The organism is Actinomadura luteofluorescens (genome assembly GCF_013409365.1).
In the GTDB taxonomy this organism is placed as follows: domain Bacteria; phylum Actinomycetota; class Actinomycetes; order Streptosporangiales; family Streptosporangiaceae; genus Spirillospora; species Spirillospora luteofluorescens.
On record NZ_JACCBA010000001.1, the window covers coordinates 6,348,745 to 6,370,226 of the forward strand.

The 21,482-nt window shown below is 73.1% G+C and carries 20 protein-coding genes; 12 read left to right on the forward strand and 8 right to left on the reverse strand.

The window, feature by feature from the left end:
- The first annotated feature begins 279 nt into the window (after positions 1-279).
- The 4 genes from BJY14_RS29630 to BJY14_RS29645 are packed head-to-tail and all read left to right on the forward strand — an operon-like array spanning position 280 to position 5,093.
- Positions 280-1,149 (forward strand): alpha/beta fold hydrolase, encoded by an 870-nt coding sequence (locus BJY14_RS29630; RefSeq protein ID WP_179846609.1) that lies wholly within the window; start codon positions 280-282, stop codon positions 1,147-1,149.
- Positions 1,146-2,864 carry an FAD-binding protein gene (locus tag BJY14_RS29635; protein WP_179846610.1) on the forward strand — a complete coding sequence of 573 codons (1,719 nt, stop codon included), beginning with the start codon at positions 1,146-1,148 and terminating at the stop codon, positions 2,862-2,864. The genes BJY14_RS29630 and BJY14_RS29635 overlap by 4 nt, the downstream gene beginning before the upstream one ends.
- Positions 2,861-3,886 carry a 2Fe-2S iron-sulfur cluster-binding protein gene (locus BJY14_RS29640; protein ID WP_179846611.1) on the forward strand — a complete coding sequence of 342 codons (1,026 nt, stop codon included), beginning with the start codon at positions 2,861-2,863 and terminating at the stop codon, positions 3,884-3,886. The genes BJY14_RS29635 and BJY14_RS29640 overlap by 4 nt, the downstream gene beginning before the upstream one ends.
- Before the next feature lie 22 nt (positions 3,887-3,908).
- The gene (locus tag BJY14_RS29645) at positions 3,909-5,093 is read left to right on the forward strand and encodes an acyl-CoA dehydrogenase family protein (protein WP_179846612.1); all 1,185 of its coding nucleotides are present in this window, start codon (positions 3,909-3,911) and stop codon (positions 5,091-5,093) included.
- Positions 5,094-5,175: 82 nt separating this feature from the next.
- Here BJY14_RS29645 and BJY14_RS29650 read toward each other — a convergent pair whose 3' ends face one another.
- The gene (locus BJY14_RS29650; RefSeq protein ID WP_179846613.1) at positions 5,176-6,012 is read right to left on the reverse strand and encodes an SDR family NAD(P)-dependent oxidoreductase; all 837 of its coding nucleotides are present in this window, start codon (positions 6,010-6,012) and stop codon (positions 5,176-5,178) included.
- A gap of 152 nt (positions 6,013-6,164) precedes the next feature.
- Between BJY14_RS29650 and BJY14_RS29655 the strand changes: the two genes are divergently transcribed.
- From BJY14_RS29655 to BJY14_RS29680, 6 genes are read left to right on the forward strand one after another with little or no spacing between them, the layout of a single operon-like run.
- Entirely contained in the window at positions 6,165-7,076 is a 912-nt protein-coding gene (locus BJY14_RS29655; protein ID WP_179846614.1) for a VOC family protein, read from the forward strand.
- A 5-nt stretch (positions 7,077-7,081) separates the two neighbouring features.
- Positions 7,082-8,569: an FAD-dependent oxidoreductase gene (locus tag BJY14_RS29660; RefSeq protein ID WP_179846615.1), complete on the forward strand. Its 1,488-nt coding sequence runs from the start codon at positions 7,082-7,084 to the stop codon at positions 8,567-8,569.
- On the forward strand, positions 8,566-9,453 hold the full coding sequence (locus BJY14_RS29665; protein ID WP_179846616.1) for an LLM class F420-dependent oxidoreductase: 888 nt from the start codon (positions 8,566-8,568) through the stop codon (positions 9,451-9,453). Before BJY14_RS29660 ends, BJY14_RS29665 begins: the two co-directional genes overlap by 4 nt.
- Complete coding sequence (locus BJY14_RS29670) at positions 9,450-9,914, forward strand: nuclear transport factor 2 family protein (protein WP_179846617.1); 465 nt, start codon at positions 9,450-9,452, stop codon at positions 9,912-9,914. The genes BJY14_RS29665 and BJY14_RS29670 overlap by 4 nt, the downstream gene beginning before the upstream one ends.
- On the forward strand, positions 9,907-10,719 hold the full coding sequence (locus BJY14_RS29675; protein WP_179846618.1) for an SDR family NAD(P)-dependent oxidoreductase: 813 nt from the start codon (positions 9,907-9,909) through the stop codon (positions 10,717-10,719). The genes BJY14_RS29670 and BJY14_RS29675 overlap by 8 nt, the downstream gene beginning before the upstream one ends.
- 41 nt (positions 10,720-10,760) lie before the next feature.
- Entirely contained in the window at positions 10,761-12,356 is a 1,596-nt protein-coding gene (locus BJY14_RS29680) for an AMP-binding protein (RefSeq protein ID WP_312879469.1), read from the forward strand.
- Positions 12,357-12,436: 80 nt separating this feature from the next.
- Here the strand turns inward: BJY14_RS29680 and BJY14_RS29685 are convergent, their stop codons facing one another.
- From BJY14_RS29685 to BJY14_RS29700, 4 genes are read right to left on the reverse strand one after another with little or no spacing between them, the layout of a single operon-like run.
- On the reverse strand, positions 12,437-13,225 hold the full coding sequence (locus tag BJY14_RS29685) for an SDR family NAD(P)-dependent oxidoreductase (protein ID WP_179846620.1): 789 nt from the start codon (positions 13,223-13,225) through the stop codon (positions 12,437-12,439).
- Positions 13,222-14,013 (reverse strand): SDR family NAD(P)-dependent oxidoreductase, encoded by a 792-nt coding sequence (locus BJY14_RS29690; protein ID WP_179846621.1) that lies wholly within the window; start codon positions 14,011-14,013, stop codon positions 13,222-13,224. Before BJY14_RS29690 ends, BJY14_RS29685 begins: the two co-directional genes overlap by 4 nt.
- Positions 14,010-14,246, reverse strand: coding sequence for a ferredoxin (locus tag BJY14_RS29695; RefSeq protein WP_179846622.1), 237 nt, complete (start codon positions 14,244-14,246; stop codon positions 14,010-14,012). Before BJY14_RS29695 ends, BJY14_RS29690 begins: the two co-directional genes overlap by 4 nt.
- On the reverse strand, positions 14,243-15,400 hold the full coding sequence (locus tag BJY14_RS29700; protein WP_179846623.1) for a 3-ketosteroid-9-alpha-monooxygenase, oxygenase component: 1,158 nt from the start codon (positions 15,398-15,400) through the stop codon (positions 14,243-14,245). Before BJY14_RS29700 ends, BJY14_RS29695 begins: the two co-directional genes overlap by 4 nt.
- Before the next feature lie 143 nt (positions 15,401-15,543).
- Here BJY14_RS29700 and hsaA point away from each other — a divergent pair, with 143 nt between their 5' ends.
- Positions 15,544-16,710, forward strand: a complete 1,167-nt coding sequence (gene hsaA, locus BJY14_RS29705) for a 3-hydroxy-9,10-secoandrosta-1,3,5(10)-triene-9,17-dione monooxygenase oxygenase subunit (protein WP_179846624.1) — start codon at positions 15,544-15,546, stop codon at positions 16,708-16,710.
- Between the two features lie 142 nt (positions 16,711-16,852).
- Here the strand turns inward: hsaA and BJY14_RS29710 are convergent, their stop codons facing one another.
- The 3 genes from BJY14_RS29710 to BJY14_RS29720 all read right to left on the reverse strand — a co-directional run bounded on the left by BJY14_RS29710 (position 16,853) and on the right by BJY14_RS29720 (position 20,651).
- Complete coding sequence (locus BJY14_RS29710) at positions 16,853-17,809, reverse strand: ferritin family protein (protein WP_218905633.1); 957 nt, start codon at positions 17,807-17,809, stop codon at positions 16,853-16,855.
- 167 nt (positions 17,810-17,976) lie between these two features.
- Positions 17,977-19,134 carry an alpha/beta hydrolase family protein gene (locus BJY14_RS29715; RefSeq protein ID WP_179846625.1) on the reverse strand — a complete coding sequence of 386 codons (1,158 nt, stop codon included), beginning with the start codon at positions 19,132-19,134 and terminating at the stop codon, positions 17,977-17,979.
- Positions 19,131-20,651 carry an FAD-dependent oxidoreductase gene (locus tag BJY14_RS29720; protein WP_179846626.1) on the reverse strand — a complete coding sequence of 507 codons (1,521 nt, stop codon included), beginning with the start codon at positions 20,649-20,651 and terminating at the stop codon, positions 19,131-19,133. Before BJY14_RS29720 ends, BJY14_RS29715 begins: the two co-directional genes overlap by 4 nt.
- Before the next feature lie 179 nt (positions 20,652-20,830).
- On the opposite strand from BJY14_RS29720, the gene BJY14_RS45750 reads away from it, so the two are divergent.
- Positions 20,831-21,466, forward strand: coding sequence for a TetR/AcrR family transcriptional regulator (locus BJY14_RS45750; RefSeq protein WP_179846627.1), 636 nt, complete (start codon positions 20,831-20,833; stop codon positions 21,464-21,466).
- The last annotated feature ends 16 nt before the right edge of the window (positions 21,467-21,482 follow it).

Here is a 21,482-nt window from a genome sequence, read left to right on the forward strand (position 1 = left end):
CACCTCGGGGCTGCGAGCGGGCGGGCGTTCGGATCCACTATGCGGTATTTCCACTAACGGGTACTCACCCGGCACCGGTCAAGGGGCGGCCGGTGAGCCCGAAGGTAGGCACGCCCCCGCGCGGCCACGCGCCCCGATCCCGATGAGTGGAAGCGGCCGCCGGGACGGGCCCGCCGGGCCGCCCCGGGACCCGCGTCCCGCTGATCGGGATCCACCGCCTGACCACGCCGTCCCGCCGATTACGTTCCGGACAAGCCACCGTCGAAGGACTGGGAGATCATGCCTGCGGAGCTGACCTACGAGTCGACGTTGCGCGAGCTCGCCACCGACCAGGGCGTCCTGCGCTACCACGAGGCCGGCGAGGGCCCGCCGCTGCTGCTGCTGCACGGCTCCGGTCCCGGCGTCACCGGCTGGCGCAACTACCGCGGCAACCTCGCCCGGTTCGCCGAGCACTTCCGCTGCCTGGTCCTGGAGTTCCCCGGCTTCGGGGTCAGCGACCCCACCGACGAGCACCCGATGATGGCCGCCGGCGGAGCCGTCGTGCGGTTCCTGGACGGCCTCGGCCTCGACCAGGTCGACGTCATCGGCAACTCCATGGGCGGCATCGTCGCGACGCAGGTGGCACTGCGGCATCCCGAGCGCGTCCGGCGGCTGGTCACCATCGGCGGGATCGGGCGCAACGTCTTCAGCCCCGCGCCCGGCGAGGGGATCAGGCTGCTGGCGGAGTTCACCGACGACCCGACCCGCGAGGGCCTCGTCCGGTGGCTGAACTCGATGGTGTACGACCCGCGGATCGTCACCGAGGAGATGATCGAGGAGCGCTGGAAGCAGGCCACCGACCCGGGCACCCTCGCCAGCGCGCGCCGCATGTACGGGTCGAAGGCGATGGCGGCCCGCGCGAAGGCGATGGCGGCCTCCGACGAGCCGCCCTACTGGGCGATGCTCCACAGGCTCAAGGCCGAGACGCTGATCACCTGGGGCCGGGACGACCGGGTCAGCCCCGTCGACATGATGCTCGTGCCGATGCGCACGATCCCGAACGTCCAGGTGAACATCTTCCCGAACTGCGGGCACTGGGTGATGATCGAGCAGAAGTCCGCCTGGGAGAGCGCCGTGCTGGCGTTCCTGACCCGGAAGGACGAGCGGTGAGCGACCAGGCGGCGAACGGCCGGGAGCGAGCGGGCGGCTGGGACCACGAGTACGACCTCGTCATCGTCGGCAGCGGCGGCGGCGGGATGGCCGCGGCGCTGGCCGCGCACGACGAGGGGCTCTCCACGCTGATCGTGGAGAAGGGCAAGAAGTTCGGCGGCTCCACCGCGATCTCCGGCGGCGGCATCTGGATCCCCAACAACCCGACGCTGAAGGCGCGCGGCCACGACGACAGCCGCGAGTCGATCCGCCGCTACCTGGACCGGCTCACCGAGGGGCGCGTCCCCGCGGCGCGGCTGGACGCGTTCGTCGACAACGGGCCCGCCGCCATGGAGCTGCTCTGCCGCAGCAGGTGGATGCAGTTCTTCTGGACGAAGGGCTACGCCGACTACCACCCCGAGTACGAGGGCGGGCGCCCGCTCGGCCGGTCCATCGAGGCCAAGCCGTTCGACACCCGCAAGCTCGGCGACGACGAGCGGTTCCAGCGGCCGAACAGCATGAAGGGCCCGCTCGGCCTGTGGATCACCGCGAAGGACTACCACGACCTCGCGATGGCCAAGCGCACCTGGACGGGCCGGCGCGCGTCGCTGGTCGCGGCGTGGCGCGTGTCGTCCAACATGGTCCGCCGCCGCCACATGGCGACCGGCGGCCGGGCGCTCGCCGCGCGGATGCGGATGGCGCTGAAGGACGCCGGGATCCCGCTCTGGCTGAAGACCCCCATGACCGAGCTCGTCGTCGAGGACGGCCGCGTCACCGGCGTCGTCGTCCGGCGCGACGGCGAGGCGCTGCGCGTCCGCGGGCGCCGGGGCGTCCTGCTCGCGACGGGCGGCTTCGACCACAACCAGGAGATGCGCGACGCCTACCTGCCGAAGGGCGGCCAGGAGGACTTCGCGATGGGCGCCCGCGAGAACACCGGCGACGGCATCCGCGCCGGTGAGAGCGTCGGCGCGGCGCTGGACCTGATGGACGACGCCTGGTGGATGCCCGCCGTCCGGCACCCGGCCGGGGCGACGATCCCGCTGCTGTCGGAGCGCTGCATCCCGCGGTCGGTGATCGTGGGCCAGGACGGCAAGCGGTTCACCAACGAGTCGGCCCCGTACGTCAACTTCGTCCACGACCAGCTGGAGGGCGGGCACGTCCCCTGCTGGTTCGTGATGGACGCCAAGGCCCGGGCCCGCTACCCGTTCGCGCAGATCCTGCCGGGCGCGCCGATCCCGAAGGCGTTCTACGAGGCGGGCATCGCGTTCAAGGCGGACACGCTCGCCGAGCTGGCCGGCAAGATCGGCGTCCCGGCGGACGCGCTCGGCGAGACCGTCGAGACGTTCAACCGGTACGCGCGCGACGGCAAGGACCCCGAGTTCGGCCGCGGCGACTCCGCCTACGACCGCTACTACGGCGACCCGAACCTGAAGAACCCGAACCTGGACGAGATCGAGGGCGGGCCGTACCACGCGTTCCGGATGGAGGTCGGCGACCTCGGCACCAAGGGCGGCCTCGTCTCCGACGAGCACGCCCGCGTCCTGCGCGGGGACGGGACGGTCATCGAGGGCCTGTACGTGACGGGCAACTCCTCGGCGTCGGTGATGGGCAACGAGTACGCGGGCCCGGGCGCCACGATCGGCCCGGCGATCGTGTTCGGCTACATCGCCGCCCGGCACGCCGCCGGGCGGGCCGGCACCGGGGGGTCCGCCGGGAAGGCCGCGGGACGCTCATGACGGCACTGAAGGCGCGGGTGGTGGAGGTCGTCCGGGAGACGGCCGACGCGCACTCCCTCGTCCTCGAACCCGTCGAGGGCGGCCGGGAGCGGTTCGCCTACCGGCCCGGGCAGTTCCTCACCGTCCGGGTCCCGGCCGAGGGCGGCTGGGCCGCGCGCTGCTACTCGCTGTGCAGCTCGCCGCTCACCGACGACCGGCCGAAGGTGACGGTCAAGCGGGTCGCGGGCGGGGTCGGATCCAACTGGATCTGCGACAACGTCACGGCGGGCGACGTCCTGGAGGTGCTGCGCCCGGCGGGCACGTTCACCCCGCCCTCGCTCGACGAGGACCTGCTGCTCGTCGCGGGCGGCAGCGGCATCACCCCGGTCATGTCGATCCTCAAGTCGTGCCTGGCGGGCGGCTCCGCGAAGGTGGCGCTGCTGTACGCCAACCGGGACGAGCGGTCCGTGATCTTCGCCGACGAGCTGAGGGAGCTGACCGAGCGGCACCCGGACCGGCTCACCGTCGTCCACCTGCTGGAGTCGGTGCAGGGCCTGCCGACGGCCGCCGCCGTCCGGTCGCTGGCGGGCCCCTACGCGGGGCGTCCCGCGTACGTGTGCGGGCCCGAGATCTTCATGGACCTGGTCTCCGGGACGCTCACCGGCCTCGGCGCGAAGGTGCACGCCGAGCGGTTCTTCTCGCTGGAGGGCGATCCGTTCGAGGAGCCCGAGGCCGCCCCGGACGAGGCGGAGGCGGAGAACGGCGACGCCGGCGAGATCGAGGTCGAGCTGGACGGCGAGACCCGCACGGTCGCCTGGCGCAGGTCCGAGCGGCTCCTCGACGCGCTGCTGCGCGCCGGGGTCGACGCGCCGTTCTCCTGCCGGGAGGGTTCCTGCTCGGCGTGCGCCTGCGTGGCGCTGGAGGGCGAGGTCACCCTGGACGCCAACACGGTCCTCGACGAGCAGGATCTCGCCGACGGCCTCATCCTCGCCTGTCAGGCGAGGCCGGTCACCGACCGGCTGAAGATCACCTACGACGGCTGACGAAACATACGGGAGACAGGCGATGGCTGACCGCGTGCTTGACACGATCATGGAGAGGGCGGAGCAGATCCGCGAGCTCGGCCCGGCCAACGAGGCGCTCGGCCGGCTCGACGACGAGGCGGCGAAGATCCTCAAGGACTCGGGCGCGATCCGGCTGCTCCAGCCGGAGGCGCACGGCGGCCTGGAGGTCCACCCCCGCGAGTTCGCCGAGACTGTGATGGGGATCGCCTCCCTGGACGGCTCCACCGGCTGGGTCGCCGGCATCGTCGGTGTCCACCCGTGGGAGATGGCCTACGCCGACCCGAAGGTGCGCGAGGAGATCTGGGGCGAGGACCCCGACACCTGGATCGCCTCCCCGTACGCGCCGATGGGCATCGCCCGGCCGGTGGACGGCGGCTACGTCTTCAACGGCCGCTGGCAGTTCTCCTCCGGCACCGACCACTGCGACTGGATCTTCCTCGGCGCGATGCTGGGCGACGACGAGGGCAAGATGGCGCAGCCGCCGCGGTCGCTGCACATGATCCTGCCGCGCTCGGACTACGAGATCGTCGAGGACTCCTGGGACGTCGCCGGGCTCAAGGGCACCGGAAGCAAGGACATCATCGTCAGGGACGCGTTCGTCCCGGCGTACCGGACGCTGGAGTACTCCAAGGTCGTGGACGGTTCGGCGCCGCGCGAGGCGGGGCTGACCAACCCGTCCTACCTGATGCCGTTCTCCTGCGTGTTCCCGCTCGGCATCTCCTCCGCCGTGATCGGCATCGCCGAGGGCGCCCTGCACCACCACCTGGCCTACCAGCGCAACCGCGTCCAGATCACCGGCACGAAGATCAAGGACGACCCGTACGTGCTGTACGCGATCAGCGAGGCGGCCGAGGAGATCAAGACGTCCCGCACGGCGCTGCTCGACAACTGCTCGCGCATGTACGACATGGTCGCCGCGGGGCACGTGCCGACGTTCGCCGAGCGCGCCGCCGGGCGCCGCACCCAGGTCCGCGCGGCGTGGCGGGCGGTGCAGGCGATGAACGAGATCGTCGTGCGGTCCGGCGGCAACGCGATGCGCAGCGACAACCCGATCCAGCGGTTCTGGCGGGACGCGCACGTCGGCCTCGCCCACGCCATCCACGTCCCGGGCTCGGTCTACCACGTCTCCGCCCTGACGGACCTGGACATCGAGCCGCCGCAGGGCCCGATGCGGTCGATGATCTGAGCCCCGCGGACTCGCGGCGTGCCGGGGGAGTGGGCGCCTCCACCACCCGGCACGCCGCGTTCCAACCGGGCCCGGCCCGCTCCTAGGCGAGCAGGCCGAGGTCGGCGACGAGCCTGGGCGTCCAGACGACCCGGCCCAGGTACTCCTCCGCTGCCGGGTCGGTGACCAGCCAGACCACGGCCGCCGCAGGCGCCTCCTCCGGCGTCGGCTCGAACCCCTCGTCCTTCAGGCTGTCGAGGCCGCCGCGCGCCGCGCCCGCCTCGGTGACGACGAATCCGGGGTCGAGGTTGAACGCGCGGACGCCGGCGGCGCGGTACTCGGCGTTGACCGCGCCGGCGAGGCGCCCGAACGCCGCCTTGGACGCCGAGTACGCCACGCCCCAGCCGCCCTCGCCGGGCGGTCCGGGCGGGTCGGTGGTCGCCGACCCCGAGCACAGGTTGACGATCGTCCCGCCGCCCCGCTCCAGCATCGCGGGCAGGACGGCCTGGAGCAGGACGATCTGGTTCAGGTAGTTGCCGGTGACGGTCCGCGCCGCCACCTCCGGGTCGAGGTCGAGGAACCGCTCGTGGGTGCCCGCGATGTGCGCGACCGCGTTGTTGACGAGGACGTCCACGCGCCCCCACGCGTCCAGGACCGTCCCGGCGGCGGCCGTCACGCTCGCCCGGTCGAGCAGGTCCATCCGCACCGGCAGGGCCCGCGCGCCGAGCGCCTCGATCTCCGCTCCGGTGCGTTCCAGGCTGCCCGGGACGGGGATCGGCTCCGCCCGCCCGTGGCGCGGCGGTATCCGGCCCCGGCCCTCCTCGACCGTGCGCGCGGTGAACGCGACGTCGTACCCGGCGGCGGCCAGCGCGAGCGCCGTCCGCCTGCCGATGCCCCGGCTCGCCCCGGTCACCATCGCGACCGGCCTGTTCGTCGTCATCAGACCTCCTCCGGAGATGAGAGCCGCCGCCGTCCGCCCGCCGCAGGAAGACTCTCACTCAGCGGGAAGGGCCCGGCGGCCCGCCCCGGGATTTGGCAGGTTGAGCCTCGACGGCCGCCGCGCGGGCCGCTATCCAGAAGGGACCGAGGACAGTGACGCAGATCCGAGGGCTGGGATATCTGAAGGTCCAGACCCGGCACATCGACCGCTGGCGCGAGTTCGCCCTGGACGGGCTCGGCTTCGCCGAGGGGAGCGGACCGGACCCGGACGGCCTCTACCTGCGCATGGACGAGCGACGCTCGCGCCTCCAGGTGCTGCCCGGCGACACCGACCGGGTGCTGGCCGTCGGCTGGGAGGTCCGCGACCAGTACGCGCTGGCCGCCGTCCGCGAGGCCGTGGAGAAGTCCGGGACGGCCGTGACGAAGCTGACGTCCAAGGAGGCGGCCGAGCGCGACGCGGAGGAGGCCATCGCGTTCACCGACCCGGGCGGTACCCCCGTCGAGGTGTTCTGGGGCCCGCTCCTCGACCACGGCCCCCTGCGCACCGGCTTCGCGCAGAAGTTCGTGACCGGCCCCATGGGCATGGGCCACGTCGTGCTGCCCACCCCGAACTTCAACGAGACCGTCGCGTTCTACGCCGAGGTCCTCGGGTTCCTGCCGCGCGGCGCGATGAAGGTCGGCGGCGGCGCCGCGAAGGTCAGGTTCATGGGCGTCAACCAGCGCCACCACAGCATCGCGATCTGCCCGGCGCCGTTCGACGGCGACCCGGGCCTCGTCCACCTCATGGTGGAGGTCGACACGCTCGACGCGGTCGGCATCGCGCTCGACACCATCACGAAGAAGGGCTTCTCGATCTCCTCCACGCTGGGCCGCCACACCAACGACAAGATGGTGTCGTTCTACGTGCGCGCCCCCGGCGGCTGGGACGTCGAGTACGGCTGCGAGGGCATGCTCGTGGACGAGGCGTACTACACCGCCGAGGAGATCACCAGGGACAGCTACTGGGGCCACGACTGGTCCGGGTCCGAGCCGCTGGCCGCCTTCGTCCCGCCGAAGAAGGGCTGACGCCGATGGCGAGGCCCTCGGTGGAACCGGTCGGCGCCGCGGAGGCGGAGCCCGACCACGAGTGCGACGTGCTGGTGGTCGGCTTCGGCGCCGCCGGCGCCGCCGCGGCGTACGAGGCCGCGGCGGGTGGCGCGGACGTGCTCGTCCTGGAACGGTCGAGCGGCCCCGGCGGGACGTCCGCGCAGTCGGGCGGGGAGCTGTACCTCGGCGGCGGCACGCGGGTGCAGAAGGCGTGCGGCTTCGACGACACTCCCGACGACATGTTCGCCTTCCTCACGGCGGCGCTGGGCCCGCACGCCGACGCGGAGAAGCTGCGGCTGTACTGCGACGGGAGCGTGGAGCACTTCGAGTGGTTCCGCTCGCTCGGCGTCCCGTTCAGGGAGAGCCTGTTCGACGCGCCGGGCTGGATGCCGTACACCGAGGACGGCCTGATGTGGCTCGGCGAGAACGCCTGGCCGTACAACGAGATCGCCCGGCCCGCGCCGCGCGGGCACCGCCCGGAGACGCCGATGTTCGCCGGCGGCATCCTCATGGAGAAGCTGATCGCGGCCGCCGCCGGGGCGGGCGCCGTCGCCCACCAGGACACCTGCGCCACGAACCTCGTCGTGGACGCCGCCGGCCGTGTCACCGGCGTCGTCGCGCGCAGGTTCGGCGACCGGGTGGTGTACCGGGCGCGCAGGGGCGTCGTCCTGACCTCCGGCGGGTTCGTCGACAACGAGGAGATGCTCGCCGACCACGCCCCGGTGCTGCTCGGGCACGACAAGGTCAGCGACGGCACCAGCGACGGGTCCGGCATCCGGATGGCGACCGCGCTCGGCGCCGCGACCCGCCGCATGGCGTCGGTGGAGATCGCGCTCACCGCCAACCCCGCCGTCATCTGCCGCGGCATGCTCGTCGACGGCCTCGGCCGCCGGTTCATCAACGAGGACGTCTACCCGGGCCTGTTCAGCCACCGGGCCGTCCAGCACCAGCCCGGCCCCTACTGGGCGATCATCGACGAGGCCGGGCACGACGAGATCGCCGAGGCCGACATGTGGGGCGTCCGCCCCAAGCACGCGGCGGAGACGGTCGCGGAGCTGGAGGAGCCGCTCGGCCTGCCGCCCGGTTCGCTGGAGGCGACCGTCGAGACCTACAACCGGTTCGCGGAGCGGGGCGAGGACCCCTACTTCCACAAGGACCCCAGGTGGCTGCGCCCCCTGAAGGGGCCGTTCGCGGCGATCGACCCGGCCGACGGGTTCTTCGGCGCCGGCGGGCACGGCGCCGGGACCGGCGCGGGCGGGTTCACCCTCGGCGGCCTCGACACCACCGTGGACGGCGAGGTCCGCAACCACTCCGGTGAGCCGATCCCCGGCCTGTACGCCGCCGGGCGCACCGCGTCCGGCATCCACGGCGAGGGCTACATCAGCGGGACGTCCCTCGGCGACGGCACGTTCTTCGGCCGCCGTGCCGGGCGCGCCGCCGCCGCGTCCGAGAACCGGGAGGCGACCGAATGAAGTACGCCGTCCTGCTTCCCGTGGCGGCGGGCGTCACCGCCGATCCCGCGTGGATCGGCGAGTACGCCCGGCACGCGGAGGCCTGCGGCTTCGAGTCGGTCGGCGCGGTCGAGCACGCGGTGGTGGCGAGCGGCTACTCAAGCGTCTACCCGTACGACAGTTCGGGGCGGATGGAGCTGGCCGACGACCTGGACATCCCCGACCCGCTGGACCTGCTGGCGTTCCTCGCCGGCCGGACGGGGCGGATCGGGCTCGCCACCGGCGTGCTCGTCCTGCCGAACCACCACCCGGTGGTGCTGGCCAAGCGGCTCGCCACGGTCGACGCGCTGTCGGGCGGGCGGCTGCGGCTCGTCGTCGGCATGGGCTGGATGCGCGAGGAGATCGAGGCGTGCGGCGCCGACTTCGAGACGCGCGGCCGCCGCGGCGACGAGCAGCTCCGGGTGCTGCGCATGCTGTGGGACGACACCGCGCCCGGGGGAGCGTCCCACGACGGGGAGTTCTTCCGGTTCGAGGGTGCGATGAGCTACCCCAAACCCGTCCAGGAGGGCGGGATCCCGATCCACATCGGCGGCCACTCCAGGGCCGCCGCGCGCCGCGCGGGCCGCTACGGCGACGGCCTCCAGCCGCTCGGCGTGGCGGGGGACGAGCTGCGCGGCCTGGTGGCGCTGATGCGGGAGGAGGCCGGCAGGAGCGGCCGCGACCCGGACGCCCTCGAACTCACCCTCGGCCACTCGCTGTCGGCGGTCACGCCGGAGAAGGCGGAGAAGCTGGCCGCCCTCGGCGCGGACCGGCTCGTCCTGCGCGGGACCGTGACGGCGGACCTCGGCGAGGCCGTGGACGAGCTGTCCGCCTGCGCGGAGCGTCTGGGCCTTTCGGGATCATGACGCTCGAAGCCGCCGGCCGGCTCGCGCTCGGCGACCTCGTCGCCCGGTACGCGCTGCACGCCGACCGCCGCGAGATCGACGCCATGGCGGGCCTGTTCGCGCCGGACGCGGTCCTCGTCCTGCCCGACGCCCCCGGCGAGCTCGACCCCGTGCGGACCTTCACCGGGCGCGCCGAGATCGCCGCGACCCTGGGGGCGCTGCACGGCGTCCCGGTCACCTTCCACGCCCTCGCCGGGGAGGTGTTCGACGCGGGACCCGAGCCCGGCACCGCCACCGGCGAGATCGCCTGCGTCGCCCACCATCTGAGCGACCGCGAGGACGGCGCCGCCCGGGACCTGGTGTGGCACTGCCGCTACACCGACGCCTACCGGCTGGACGGCGGGACGTGGCGGTTCGCGCGGCGCGAGCAGCGGATCGACTCCATCGAGACCCGGCCCGTCCGGAGGCGGCGCCGTGGCTGAGACCTCACGGGTCAGCGTCGTGACCGGCGGGGCCCTCGGCATCGGCGGCGCGATCTCCCGCCGCCTCGCCGCGGGCGGCGACCTGGTGATCCTCAACGACATCGACGCGGACGCCGCCGAACGCGCCCGCGCCGCCATCGAGGCCGCCGGGGGCCGCTGCGTCACGGTCGCCGGAGACATCGTCGAGGACGCGACCGTCGCGGACGTCGCGGCGGCCGCCCTCGCCCACGGCGGCGCCGACGTCCTGGTCAACAACGTCGGCGACTTCCGCCCCGCCGCCGCGTCGTTCCAGGACAGCACGCCCGGCCAGTGGCAGCGCCTCTACGAGCTGAACCTCCTGCACGTCTTCAAGCTGACCCACGCGCTGCTGCCAGCCATGATCGACCGGCGCGCGGGCAGCATCGTCAACAACTCGACGGTCGAGGCGTTCCGCGGCATCCCGCAGCACCCGGTGTACTCGGCGTTCAACGCGGGCGTCTCGGCGTTCACGCGCAGCCTCGCCGTCGCGGTCGGCCGGCACGGCGTCCGCGTCAACGCGATCGCCCCCGACCTCGCCGACACCGAGCAGACCCCCGCGGCGTGGATGCGGCGCGGCTACGACGAGGGCCTGGAGCACACCTGGGTCCCGCTCGCCCGCTTCGGCGACCCCGGCGACTACGCCGCCGTCGTCGCGTTCCTCGCCTCCGACGACGCCCGGTTCGTCACCGGCCACACGATCCCCGTCGACGGCGGCACGCTCGCCGCGTCCGGCTGGTTCGTCCGCGCCGACGACCAGGGCTGGACGAACCGCCCGCACCGCGCCTAGACGAGAGAGGCCAGGGTCGCATGCAGGACGAGAAGAGGACCGTGCCCGGCAGGACCGCCGTGCTGGGCGACGACCGTCCCGCCCGCGAGACCGCGTTCGCGGAACTGGTGGCGGCGCGCGGCGGCGACGACCGGACGGGCCTGTGCTTCGAGGACCGCTCCTGGACCTGGCGGGAGGTCGTCGCGGAGTCCCTGCGGCGGGCCTCCCTCGTCCGGGACCTGCCCGGCCACGTCGGCCTGTTCCTGGAGAACGGCCCCGAGCACCTGTTCTGGCTGCTGGGCGCGGCCCTCGCCGGCGTCCCCGTCGTGGAGCTGAACCCGACGCGGCGGGGCGCCGAACTGGCCCGCGACATCACCCACACCGACTGCGCGCTGCTGGTCACCGAGGCGTCCCGCGCGCCGCTGCTCGACGGCCTCACGCGGGTCCCGTCCCTGGCGGTCGACACCGCCGCGTACGCGGAGCGGCTGGCCTCCGCCCGCCTCGCCGCCCCCGCCCCGGTGGACCCCGACACGGTCTTCTCGCTGGTGTTCACGTCGGGGACGACGTCCGCGCCCAAGGCGGTGATCTGCACGCAGCGCAGGCTGGGCCGGATCGCCGTCCAGCAGCGCGACCGGCGCCGCCTCACGTGCGACGACGTGTTCTACGTGGTCATGCCGATGTTCCACTCCAACGCGCTGATGGCCGGGATCGCGCCCGCCGTCGCCGCCGGCGGCCGCATCGTGCTGCGCCGCCGGTTCTCGGCCTCGGGGTTCCTGCCGGATGTGCGCCGCCACGGCGTCACGTTCTTCAACTACGTCGGCAAGCCCCTCAGCTACATCCTGGCCGTCCCGGAGAAGCCGGACGACGCCGACAACACGCTCCGCATCGCGTTCGGCAACGAGGCGGCGCAGCGCGACATCGACGCGTTCGCCCGCCGCTTCGGCTGCACCGTGATCGACTCCTACGGGTCGAGCGAGGGCGAGATCCGCCTCAACCGCGTCCCGGGCACGCCGCCCGGCTCGCTGGGCGTCGCCGAGGCGGGCACCGTCGTGATGGACCCCGAGACCCTGCGCGAGTGCCCGCGCGCCGAGTTCGACGCGAACGGGCTGCTCCTCAACGCCGACGAGGCCATCGGCGAGATCGTCGACACGATGGGCGCCGCCAAGTTCGAGGGCTACTACAACAACCCCGAGGCGACGGCGCGGCGCGTCCGCAACGGCTGGACCTGGTCGGGCGACCTCGCCTACCGCGACGCCGACGGCTACTGGTACTTCGCCGGGCGCGACGACGACTGGCTGCGCGTGGACGGCGAGAACTTCGCCGCCGCCCCGGTCGAGCGCCTCCTGGCCCGCTTCGAGCCCTTCACCGACGTCGCCGTCTACGCCGTCCCGGACGACCGCGTGGGCGACCAGGTGATGGCGGCCGTCACCCTGGCCCCGGGCCGCGCCTTCGACCCGTCCGCCTTCACCGCCTTCCTGGCCGCCCAGCCGGACCTCGGCACGAAGTGGACCCCGCGCTACGTCCGCGTGGTGGAGGCCCTGCCCCGCACCCCGACCAACAAGGTCGTCAAGCGCGTCCTCCGCACCGAGGGCCGCGACGCCACCGGCCCCGTCTACGAGCATTGCGACGGCTCCTACGTCCCCCGCGGCTCAGCCTGAGAGGGAGAGACCGGCGACCGGGGCGCGGGCATGGTGAACGGACATGCTCCACGCCTACCGGACGCCGGCCGCGGAGCGTGTCAGGACGGCTTCGGAAGCATGCGCTTCATCGCGGCGTGGGCCCCGGCGACGAGCTTCTCGCGGGGGAAACCGGCCCGTTTGCGGGCCATGTCGTAGTTGCCGCCCGCGACCCAGACCGGGCCGTCCGCCAGGTGTTCGAGGCCCTCGCGCGCGACGTCGTCGGGCTCGGCGACGTTCAGGCCCGGCATGTCCATGTTCAGGCCGGCGCGCTCCATCGCCGGGGTGCGGGTCACGCCGAGGACCAGTTCCAGGACGTCCACGCCGTGCTCGCGCATCTCCAGCCACAGCCCCTCGGCGAAGACGCGGCCGAACGCCTTCACCGCCGAGTAGATGCTGATCTGCGGCTGCCCCATGTAGCCGGCGAGGGAGCCGACCAGCAGGATGCCGCCGCGCCCCCGCTCCTTCATCAGCGCGCCGAAGTGGTGCGTCAGCGCGAGCTGGGCGGTGATGTTGAGGTCGATGACGCCCTGGAAGCGGTCCAGGTCGCCGGTGACGAACTCGTGGCCGTAGCTGTTCGCGCCCGCGTTGAAGACCAGCAGCCCGACGTCCAGGCCGTCGGTCACCTCGCGGATCGCCTTGAGCGGGTCCGGGGCGACCAGGTCCAGTTCGAGGGTGCGCACCTCGACGCCCTTCGCGCGGACGGCCTCGGCCGCCTCCGCCAGCGGTCCCGGCTTGCGCGCGATCAGCACGAGGTTGAGGCCCGCGTCGGCGAGGCGGTGCGCGAAGGCCGAGCCGACGCCCTCCGAGCCGCCCGCGATGACGGCCCACGGGCCGTATCGGTCGATCATTGCTCTCCGTCCAGGTCCGGGGTCCAGGCGACGCCGTTGATGTGCGAGCCGCCGTCCGCGAACAGGGTGTTTCCGGTCAGGTAGCGGGCGTCCTCTGACGCCAGGAACACCGCCACGGGGGCGATGTCGGTCTCCGGGTCGCCGAGGCGGCCCATCGGGTTGGCGCGGTCGGCGGCCGCCTCGATCTCCGGGTGCGCGGCCGCCATCCGGCGGAACGCCGCGCTCTTGGCGCCCGGGCAGATCGCGTTGACGACGACGCCGGCCGGCGCCCACTCGCGGGCGGCCGTGCGGGTCAGCGCCCGGAGGGCCTCCTTGGCCGAGTTGTACTCCAGGGTCCCCATGTGGGCGTTGACGCCGTTCAGCGAGCACATGTTGACGACGCGCCCCCACCCGCGGGCCTTCATGTGCGGGAACGCGGCCTGCATCGCCCACAGCGGGCCGTAGTAGCCCATCGCGAACCCGCGCGCGAGCTGCTCGTCGGTCTTGGTCTCCACCCGGCTCACCGTCCCGGCGCCCCAGGCGTTGTTGACCAGGACGTCCACGGAGCCCCACGTGCCGACCGCCGCGTCCACCATCGCGTGGACCTGCGCCCTGTCGGTGACGTCCGTCCGGACGAACCGGGCGTTCGCCCCGATCTCCGCGGCGACCCGCTCCCCGGACTCCGGGTCGAGCTCGGCCACCAGCACGCGGGCCCCCTCGGCGGCGAACCGGCGGGCGACGCCGCGCCCGATCCCGTCGCCCGCGCCGGTCACGACCGCGACCCGCCCGGCCAGCCGTCCGCCCGTCACTCGACCACCGTGATCGCGCCGTTGAGCGCGGCCTCCTGGATCGCCGAGCGCAGCGCCGGGCAGGTCGCGTGCGGGTCGTCCAGACCCGTGCACGCCTCCCGGGCCTCGGCGTTCCACTGGATGCTCGTCTGCTCCCAGCTCGACTTGCGCACCATCACCTCGGCGGCGCAGCGGCGGCAGCGGACCGGCAGCAGCGGCCCGTCGAGGAGGCGCTCGTCCTGGCGGGTCGTCACGCCGACGCCCCCTCGGCCTCCCGGGCGGCCATGTTCGCGTCGACCTCCTTCTGCCAGGACTCCACCGGACGGGTCGTGTCGATCTCGTACTCGAACCGGTCGGTCATCTCCGGCGTGACGTCGTCGGCGTCCACGTAGAACTGCTCGTACCAGCGGCGCAGCTGGTAGACGGGCCCGTCCTCCTCGCAGAGCAGCGGGTTGTCGATGCGGGTCTTGTTCCGCCAGATCTCGATGTCCTGCTCGAAGCCCGTCAGGATGAAGTCCGACAGCTTCTGCGCGGTCGCCTCGGCGGCGTCGGCCGGGAGCGCGTCGCTGTGCTGCACGATGATGCCCGAGTGCAGCGAGAACGAGTTCTCGTCGATCGGGTAGTGGCAGTTGATCAGGACGGAGTGCAGGTCGTACCCCTCGTAGTGGTACGTCAGCTCGTCGATCATGAAGGAGGGGCCGTGGTAGGACGCCACGGAGGTGTTGCCGAGCATCTTCGGCCCGCCCCCGCCGCCCTCGCGGCGCGCGTCCTCCCGCGTCCGGCCCTTCATGATCTGCGTGGCCACCTGGCCCTCGAAGATGTTCTTGAAGTACGTCGGGAACGACTTGTGGATGTAGAAGAAGTGCGCCATGTCCACGACGTTGTCGATGACCTCGCGCGCGTTGGTGTGGACGACCGTCTCCGTCCAGCGCCAGTCGGTCCAGTCGTCGCGGGTGGCGCCCTCGATCACCGGGATCGTCACGTCCTCCGGCGGCTTCCTGCCCTCCGGGTCGTTCCAGACGAACAGCAGGCCGTCCTGCTCCATCGTCGGCCACGCGGCCGTGCGGGCCCGCAGCGGGACGCGGCGCGCGTAGGGGATCTGCTTGCAGCGGCCGTCGCCGCCCCAGCGCCAGTCGTGGAACGGGCACGCGATCGCGTTGCCCTTGACGGTGCCCTGGGACAGGTCGCCGCCCATGTGCCGGCAGTAGGCGTCCAGGACGTTCGTCGTGCCGTCCTCACCGGTGAACACCACGAGCTTCTGCCCGAACGCGGTCACCGTGTGGGGCTTGCCGTCCCGGAACTTCTCGGCCAGCCCGAGGCAGTGCCAACCCCGGGCGAAACGGCGGGTGATCGCCTCCGCCTCGATGGCGCGGACGGCGTCCGACTCGGTTGCGGTCACGTGGATCATCCCTTCAGCGATGGACGGGTGATTCGAACGTTAGGTCGCAGGTCACCGTCCCGACCGCCGAGTCCCGGTGGGCGGGACGCCCGTCCCCGCGCCGGCAGGGGACCATGGTCTCCTGCAATGGCCGTACTAGGGAAGGAGCGGGGATGAGCAACGAGGTCCTGGACGCGGTGCGCGGACTGCTGCCCGGCATCGCCGAGCGGGCCCGGTCCGTGGACGAGAAGGGACGCATCCCCGCCGAGACGATCCGGGAGCTGACCGCCGCCGGGGTGTTCCGGATGCTCCAGCCCACCCGGTACGGCGGCGCCGAGGGCGACCCGGTCGCCTTCTACGAGGTGATCCGCGCGGTCTCCGGCGCCTGCGGCTCGACCGGCTGGGTCGCCGCGGTCCTCGGCGTCCACTCCTGGCACCTCGGCCTGTTCGCCGACGAGGCGCAGCGCGAGGTGTGGGGCGCCGGCCCGGACACCCTCATCGCCTCCTCCTACGCGCCGATCGGCCGCCTCACCCCCGTCGACGGCGGCTACGAGGTGACCGGGCGCTGGTCGTTCTCGTCCGGCTGCGAGTTCGCCTCCTGGGCCCTGCTCGGCGCGCTCGTCGTCGGCGCCGAGGGCCGCCCGGTCGACTTCATGACGGTGCTCGTCCCCCGGCGCGACTACGAGATCGCCGAGGTCTGGGACTCGATGGGGCTGCGCGGCACCGCCAGCGACGACATCGTGGTGGAGAAGGCGTTCGTCCCTTCCCACCGCGCGATGCGCAACTTCGAGCAGGCCCAGCTCCGCAATCCCGGCCGCAAGGTCAACACGGGCCCGCTCTACCGGATGCCCTTCGGGACGATCTTCACCAGCACGGTCGCCGCCAGCGTCATCGGCATGGCGGCCGGCTGCCACGACCTGTACGTGACCCGGATGCGCGACCGGATCCGCCTCAGCCTCGGCGGCGGCCGCTTCGTCGAGGACCAGTTCGCCCAGGTCGCCGTCGCCCGCGCCGCCTCGGAGATCGACGCCGCGGTCCTGCAGACCGACCGCAACGTCCGCGAGATCCACGAGTACGCCGTCCGCAACGAGAAGATCCCGATGGAGCTGCGCCTGCGCGCCCGCCGCGACCAGGTCCGCGGCACCGAGCGCGCCATCGAGGCCATCGACATCCTCTTCAAGACCGCCGGCGGCAACTCGCTGCACCGCGGCAACGTCATCGAACGCGCCTGGCGCGACGCCCACGCCGGCAGCGTCCACGTCGCCAACGACGTCGAGCACGCCCTCTCCATGTACGGCCGGGGCGAGTTCGGCCTCAAGGTGGAGGACAACCTCGTCTGACCACCGGACCGGCGCATCCGGTTCGACGGGCGATGCGCCGACGAAGGACAGGGAACCGAAAGAGGCGGCCGCCCCCCGAACCGGTCGGGGAACGGCCGCGGATTCCCGGCGGCTCCCGAAAGGAGCGCCGCGTGGCGTGGGGTCAGGAGTCCGCGCGCGCCATGTGATGGTGGTGGTGAAGGTGCTTGAGGGCGCGCTTGAACGCGCGGGCGTGCGCGGCCTCGTCGCCGGCGATCTCGGTGAAGAGGCGCGCGGCCTTGTAGGCGTGCTCGGCGCGGGCGGTGCGGGCGAAGCTCGGGTACATCTGCGTGGCCTCGTAGGTCTCACCGGCGATGCTCTTGCGCAGGTTCTCCTTGGTGCGGTGGACGAAGCCGGCGAGGTCGGCCTCCCCGGCGAAGTGCTCGGTCAGCTCGACCGCGGCGGTGCGCTCGAACAGCCGGGCCAGCTTCGGGCTGCGGGCCTTGGCGTGCTCGCCGTAGAGCGTGTACTTGGCGTTCGCGAACGCCTCGCCGTGCATCGCGGTCTCCAGGTTGCGGAGCGTCCTCGCCGAGTGCACCTTGGGCTTGCCCGCGACGACCTTGACGGGGTCGGGGGTGGGCCCCTCGGGGATCTCCCCGCGGTGGTGCTCGATGGCGTACAGCGCCTTCGCGAAGTAGCGGGCGTGCTTCAACTCGTCCGCCGCGATCTCGGTGAAGAGGCGGGCGGCGTTGTAGTCCTTGTCCTCCCGCGCCTCCTTGGCGAACCGCGGGTACATCTGCGTGCCCTCTTCGATCTCGCCCTTGATGCTCTCGCGCAGGTTGGCGGCGTCGTCGCGGACGAAGTGGATGAGGCGCGCCTCCTTGGTGAAGTGGTCGTGGAGCTCGGTGTTCGCGGTCTTCATGAACAGGGCGCGCACCTTGGGCAGGTGCTCGTAGCCGGCCTGCTCGCCGTAGAAGTGGTAGCTCGCGTGCGCCATGGCCTCGCCGTGCATCGCGGTGAGGGTGTTCTCGTAGGTCTTGTGGTGCACTACCGCCGGCGTCGCGGCCTGCGCGGGGAGCGCGGTCCCGACCACCATCGCCGCTCCGGCGAGGACGGCGCAGGTCCGGGTGAGCCCTGACATGGTCATCTTCTTCCCTTTCCGACGATCGGTCGCTTTACGTAGCTGATCAGTTACTACATGTAGCGTCCGAAGGATCGTCGGCACCACCCGAAAGGGGCACGGAAAGGGTCAAATCGATACCACGGGTGTGGCCCCGTCCACCCGCGGACGGGACCACACGGGCCAGGTCAGCAGTTCGTGGACGGGGTCTCGCCTCCGCGGACGGCCTGGGCGAACTTCAGCGCCGTCGCGAACGAGGCGTCGATGCTGCCCCTGTGGTCGGCGCCCTCGAACGTCCGGTACGAGACGGTTCCGTAGCGCTTGCACAGATCGTTGACGATGTTCTGCGTCGCGGCGGGGGAGACCTCGCGGTCGGCGGTGCCCTGGGCGACCAGCGTCGGGACCTTCAGGGTCAGGCCGAGCGCCTCCTGCGAGTCGTAGTAGGCCTCGAAGCGCGTCAGGTCGGCGTCCGGGCGGAACACCTTGTCCAGCGGCAGGTCCTTGCTGAACTGCTTGAGCTGGAGAAGGCACGCGTTCGTCCGGCCCGCCCTGGCGACGGCGGCTGCGTCGTCGGTCAGCAGGTCCTCGGGGACGAAGGCCGGGTCGGCCGCGTGCGCGCCGTTGAGCAGCACGAACAGGAACGGCAGCGCCACCTCGGCGCCCGGGTACCGCGCCTTCACGTACTGCGCGGTCTGGCTCATGTTCGAGCCGGGCGCGATCGCCACGGCGCCCCTGAGCCGGATGTCGCGGGGCTTCTGCTTCGCCGCCGCCGTGTAGAGCGTCGCCTGGCCGCCCTGGCTGTGGCCGGCGACGAACCAGTCGCGTCCGATGCGGCGGTCCGCCTTGCGGGCGGCCCGGACGATGTCGGTGACGGTGTTGGCCTCGCTGGCCCCGTTCATGTACGGGTGCCCGCCGGGCGTGCCGAGTCCCTCGTAGTCGGTCTGGACGACCGCGAAGCCGTTCGCCACCCACTTGTCCAGGTACGCCTCGGTGAGCGACAGGTAGTCGCGCACCGGGCCGCCCGGGGCGTCGGCGGAGGGAGCGCAGGCGTCGGCGGTCCCGGTGGTGCCGTGCGCCCAGCTCAGCACCGGCCAGCCGCCGGGCGGCGGGGTGCCCTTCGGAACGGCGACGGTGCCCGTGACCGTGATCCGCTTCCCGCCCACGCCCTCGGAGGCGTAGGTGACGAACCGGTTCTTCGCCGCGCTCGGCAGCGCCGCCAGGTTCGTCAGCGGCCGGCTGTCGAGCAGCGTCCCGCGCTTCGCCGGGGCGGCCTGCGCGGGGGCGGCGAGGGCGGCCGCCGCGGCGCACGCGGCGGCCGCGACGGCGACCCTTCCCGTTGATCTCACGTGTGGTTCCTCCTGATGTCCTGGACGGCGCGGTAGGCGAAGGCCATGGCCGACCCGATCGGCACGCCGGGCCCCGGGTAGACGGGGCCCGTGAACGAGGCGCTGGTGTTGCCGGCGGCGTAGAGCCCGGGGACGGGACGGCCCGAGCCGGTAAGGACGCGGGCGTCGGCGTCGGCGCGCAGCCCGCCCTTCGTCCCGAGGTCGCTCAGGACGACCCGCGCCGCGAGGTAGGGCGGCCGGTCGACCGGCACGACGCACGGCCCGCCGCCGGAGAAGTACAGGTCGTAGGCGTCCTCGCCGCGGTGGAAGTCCTCGTCGGCGCCCTTGGCGGCGAAGCCGTTGAACCGCTCGACCGTCGCGGCGAGCGCGTCCGCCGGGAGCCCGGTCATCTCGGCCAGCTCGGGCAGGGCGTCCGCCTGGACCCAGGCGCCCGACGCGAGCTGGTCCTCGGCCCGCAGCGGCGGGACGGAGATCGCGGGCAGGCCGTCCGCCCGCGAGTCCCAGACCAGATGGAACGGTCCCTGCGCGGCGGCCATCCGCCGGCCCATCCGGTCGTAGGGGAGGGACTCGTTGGCGAACCGGCGGCCCGAGGCGTCCACGACCAGCCCGCCGCGGAACCCGAGGGTGAACGCGGGCCGGCCGTCCGGGCCGAGGAGGCCGGGGCAGAACCACGCCTGGTCGAGCAGGCCGGTGGAGGCGCCGATCCGGACGGCGGCCTCGATCGCGTCGCCGGTGTTCGCGCCGTCCGGGGCCATCGTCCAGCCGGCGCCGCCCGGCACGCCGCGCTCGGCCCGCAGCGCGGTGGACGACTCGAACCCGCCCGCCGCCAGCAGGACGCCGCGCCTGGCCCGCAGCCGCACCGGACCGTCCGCGGTCTCGGCCGCGACCCCGGTGACCCGGCCGTCCTCGAGGACCAGGTCGGTCAGCGCGGTCCGCGTGCGGATCTCCCCGGCGCCGGTCGCGGTGATCGCCAGCAGCAGCCGCCCGATCAGCGCCCGGCCCTGCGCCAGCGGCCCGGACGCCGCGTGCCCGCGCCCCGCCCTGTCCCGGTCGACCGGGGGGCGGACGAGCGCCGCCAGCTCCCCGAGCCGCTCGGCCGAAAGTTCCACCGGGACGAACGACCGCCCCATGTCCAGGCGTCCGGGCGCGTCGAAGTAGTCGGGGAACGCCTGGAAACGGAACTCGACGGCCGGGTCCTTCTCCAGGAAGTCCACCAGTTCGGGGGCCGTTTCCAGGAAGGCCTCGCGGCGTTCCTCCTCGTCGTCCCCGAGCAGCGCCCGCAGGTACGTCCGCGCGCCCTCGGTCGAGTCGCCGAGCCCGGCGCGCTCCTGCACCCGCGTCCCCGGCAGCCAGATCGCCGCACCCGAGTACGCGGACGTCCCGCCGAGCAGGCCCGTCTTCTCCAGGACGGCGGTGCGCAGCCCGCCCGCCGCGGCGGCGAGCGCGCCCGCCATCGCCCCGGCCCCGGAGCCGGCGACCACCACGTCGTACTCGTCGTCCCACCCGGCTCGTCCCATGTGACATGCCCTCCGACCTCGGGTTCCCGGCGCGGGCACACCGTAGAGCGCGGTCCGGGCGCGCAGGGGCCGCCCGTCCCACTGACCGGTACGAACGTTCGCGGGCACGGCCCGGAGCACGGATATTCTTCCCTGGCAGGACGGGAAGGATCAGGACGCGCAAGGACGGGGGGAGGACCGTGGCGAGGATCGCAGCGGGCAGGCTGTCCGCCGAGCCGAGCTCGCCGGAGCAGCACGACCGGCGCGAGCGCATCCTGCGCGCCGCGTCGCGCATCGGCGCCGAGAAGTCCCTCGAACGCGTCCAGATGCACGAGGTCGCGAAGGCCGCCGGGGTCGCGATCGGCACCCTGTACCGGTACTTCCCGTCCAAGGTCCACCTGTTCACCGCGGTCATGGCCAAGCAGGTCGACCGGCTCCGCGACCAGGTCACCGAGCCCGCGCCCGGCACCAGCCCCGAGGACGCGGTCGCCGACCTGCTGGTGCAGGCCAGCCGGCACCTGATGGCGCAGCCGGTCCTGTCGACGTCGATGCTGCACGCGTCCAACACCGCCCACGTCGCGACCGTCGCCGACACCGTCCACATCGACAGCACGTTCCGGGAGATCCTGCTGCGGGCGGTGGGGATCGAGGTGCCGACCGCGCAGGACGTCACCCTCGTCCGGCTGCTGATGCAGTGCTGGTACGGCGTGCTCCAGTCGAGCCTGAACGGCCGGGCGTCCATGGCCGACGTCGAGAGCGACATCCGCCTGGCCTGCGAGCTGCTGCTCGCGCCCCGCTCGAACGCCCCGGCCGGCGGGGCCGCCGCCTCCCGGTGATCGGGACCGTTCCGGC

Coding starts and splice junctions, on each gene's coding strand:
- BJY14_RS29630 (WP_179846609.1), top strand. CDS start 280: ATGCCTGCGGAGCTGACCTACGAGTCGACGTTGCGCGAGCTCGCCACC.
- BJY14_RS29640 (WP_179846611.1), top strand. CDS start 2,861: ATGACGGCACTGAAGGCGCGGGTGGTGGAGGTCGTCCGGGAGACGGCC.
- BJY14_RS29645 (WP_179846612.1), top strand. CDS start 3,909: ATGGCTGACCGCGTGCTTGACACGATCATGGAGAGGGCGGAGCAGATC.
- BJY14_RS29650 (WP_179846613.1), bottom strand. CDS start 6,012: ATGACGACGAACAGGCCGGTCGCGATGGTGACCGGGGCGAGCCGGGGC.
- BJY14_RS29660 (WP_179846615.1), top strand. CDS start 7,082: ATGGCGAGGCCCTCGGTGGAACCGGTCGGCGCCGCGGAGGCGGAGCCC.
- BJY14_RS29665 (WP_179846616.1), top strand. CDS start 8,566: ATGAAGTACGCCGTCCTGCTTCCCGTGGCGGCGGGCGTCACCGCCGAT.
- BJY14_RS29670 (WP_179846617.1), top strand. CDS start 9,450: ATGACGCTCGAAGCCGCCGGCCGGCTCGCGCTCGGCGACCTCGTCGCC.
- BJY14_RS29685 (WP_179846620.1), bottom strand. CDS start 13,225: ATGATCGACCGATACGGCCCGTGGGCCGTCATCGCGGGCGGCTCGGAG.
- BJY14_RS29700 (WP_179846623.1), bottom strand. CDS start 15,400: ATGATCCACGTGACCGCAACCGAGTCGGACGCCGTCCGCGCCATCGAG.
- hsaA (WP_179846624.1), top strand. CDS start 15,544: ATGAGCAACGAGGTCCTGGACGCGGTGCGCGGACTGCTGCCCGGCATC.
- BJY14_RS29710 (WP_218905633.1), bottom strand. CDS start 17,809: ATGTCAGGGCTCACCCGGACCTGCGCCGTCCTCGCCGGAGCGGCGATG.
- BJY14_RS29720 (WP_179846626.1), bottom strand. CDS start 20,651: ATGGGACGAGCCGGGTGGGACGACGAGTACGACGTGGTGGTCGCCGGC.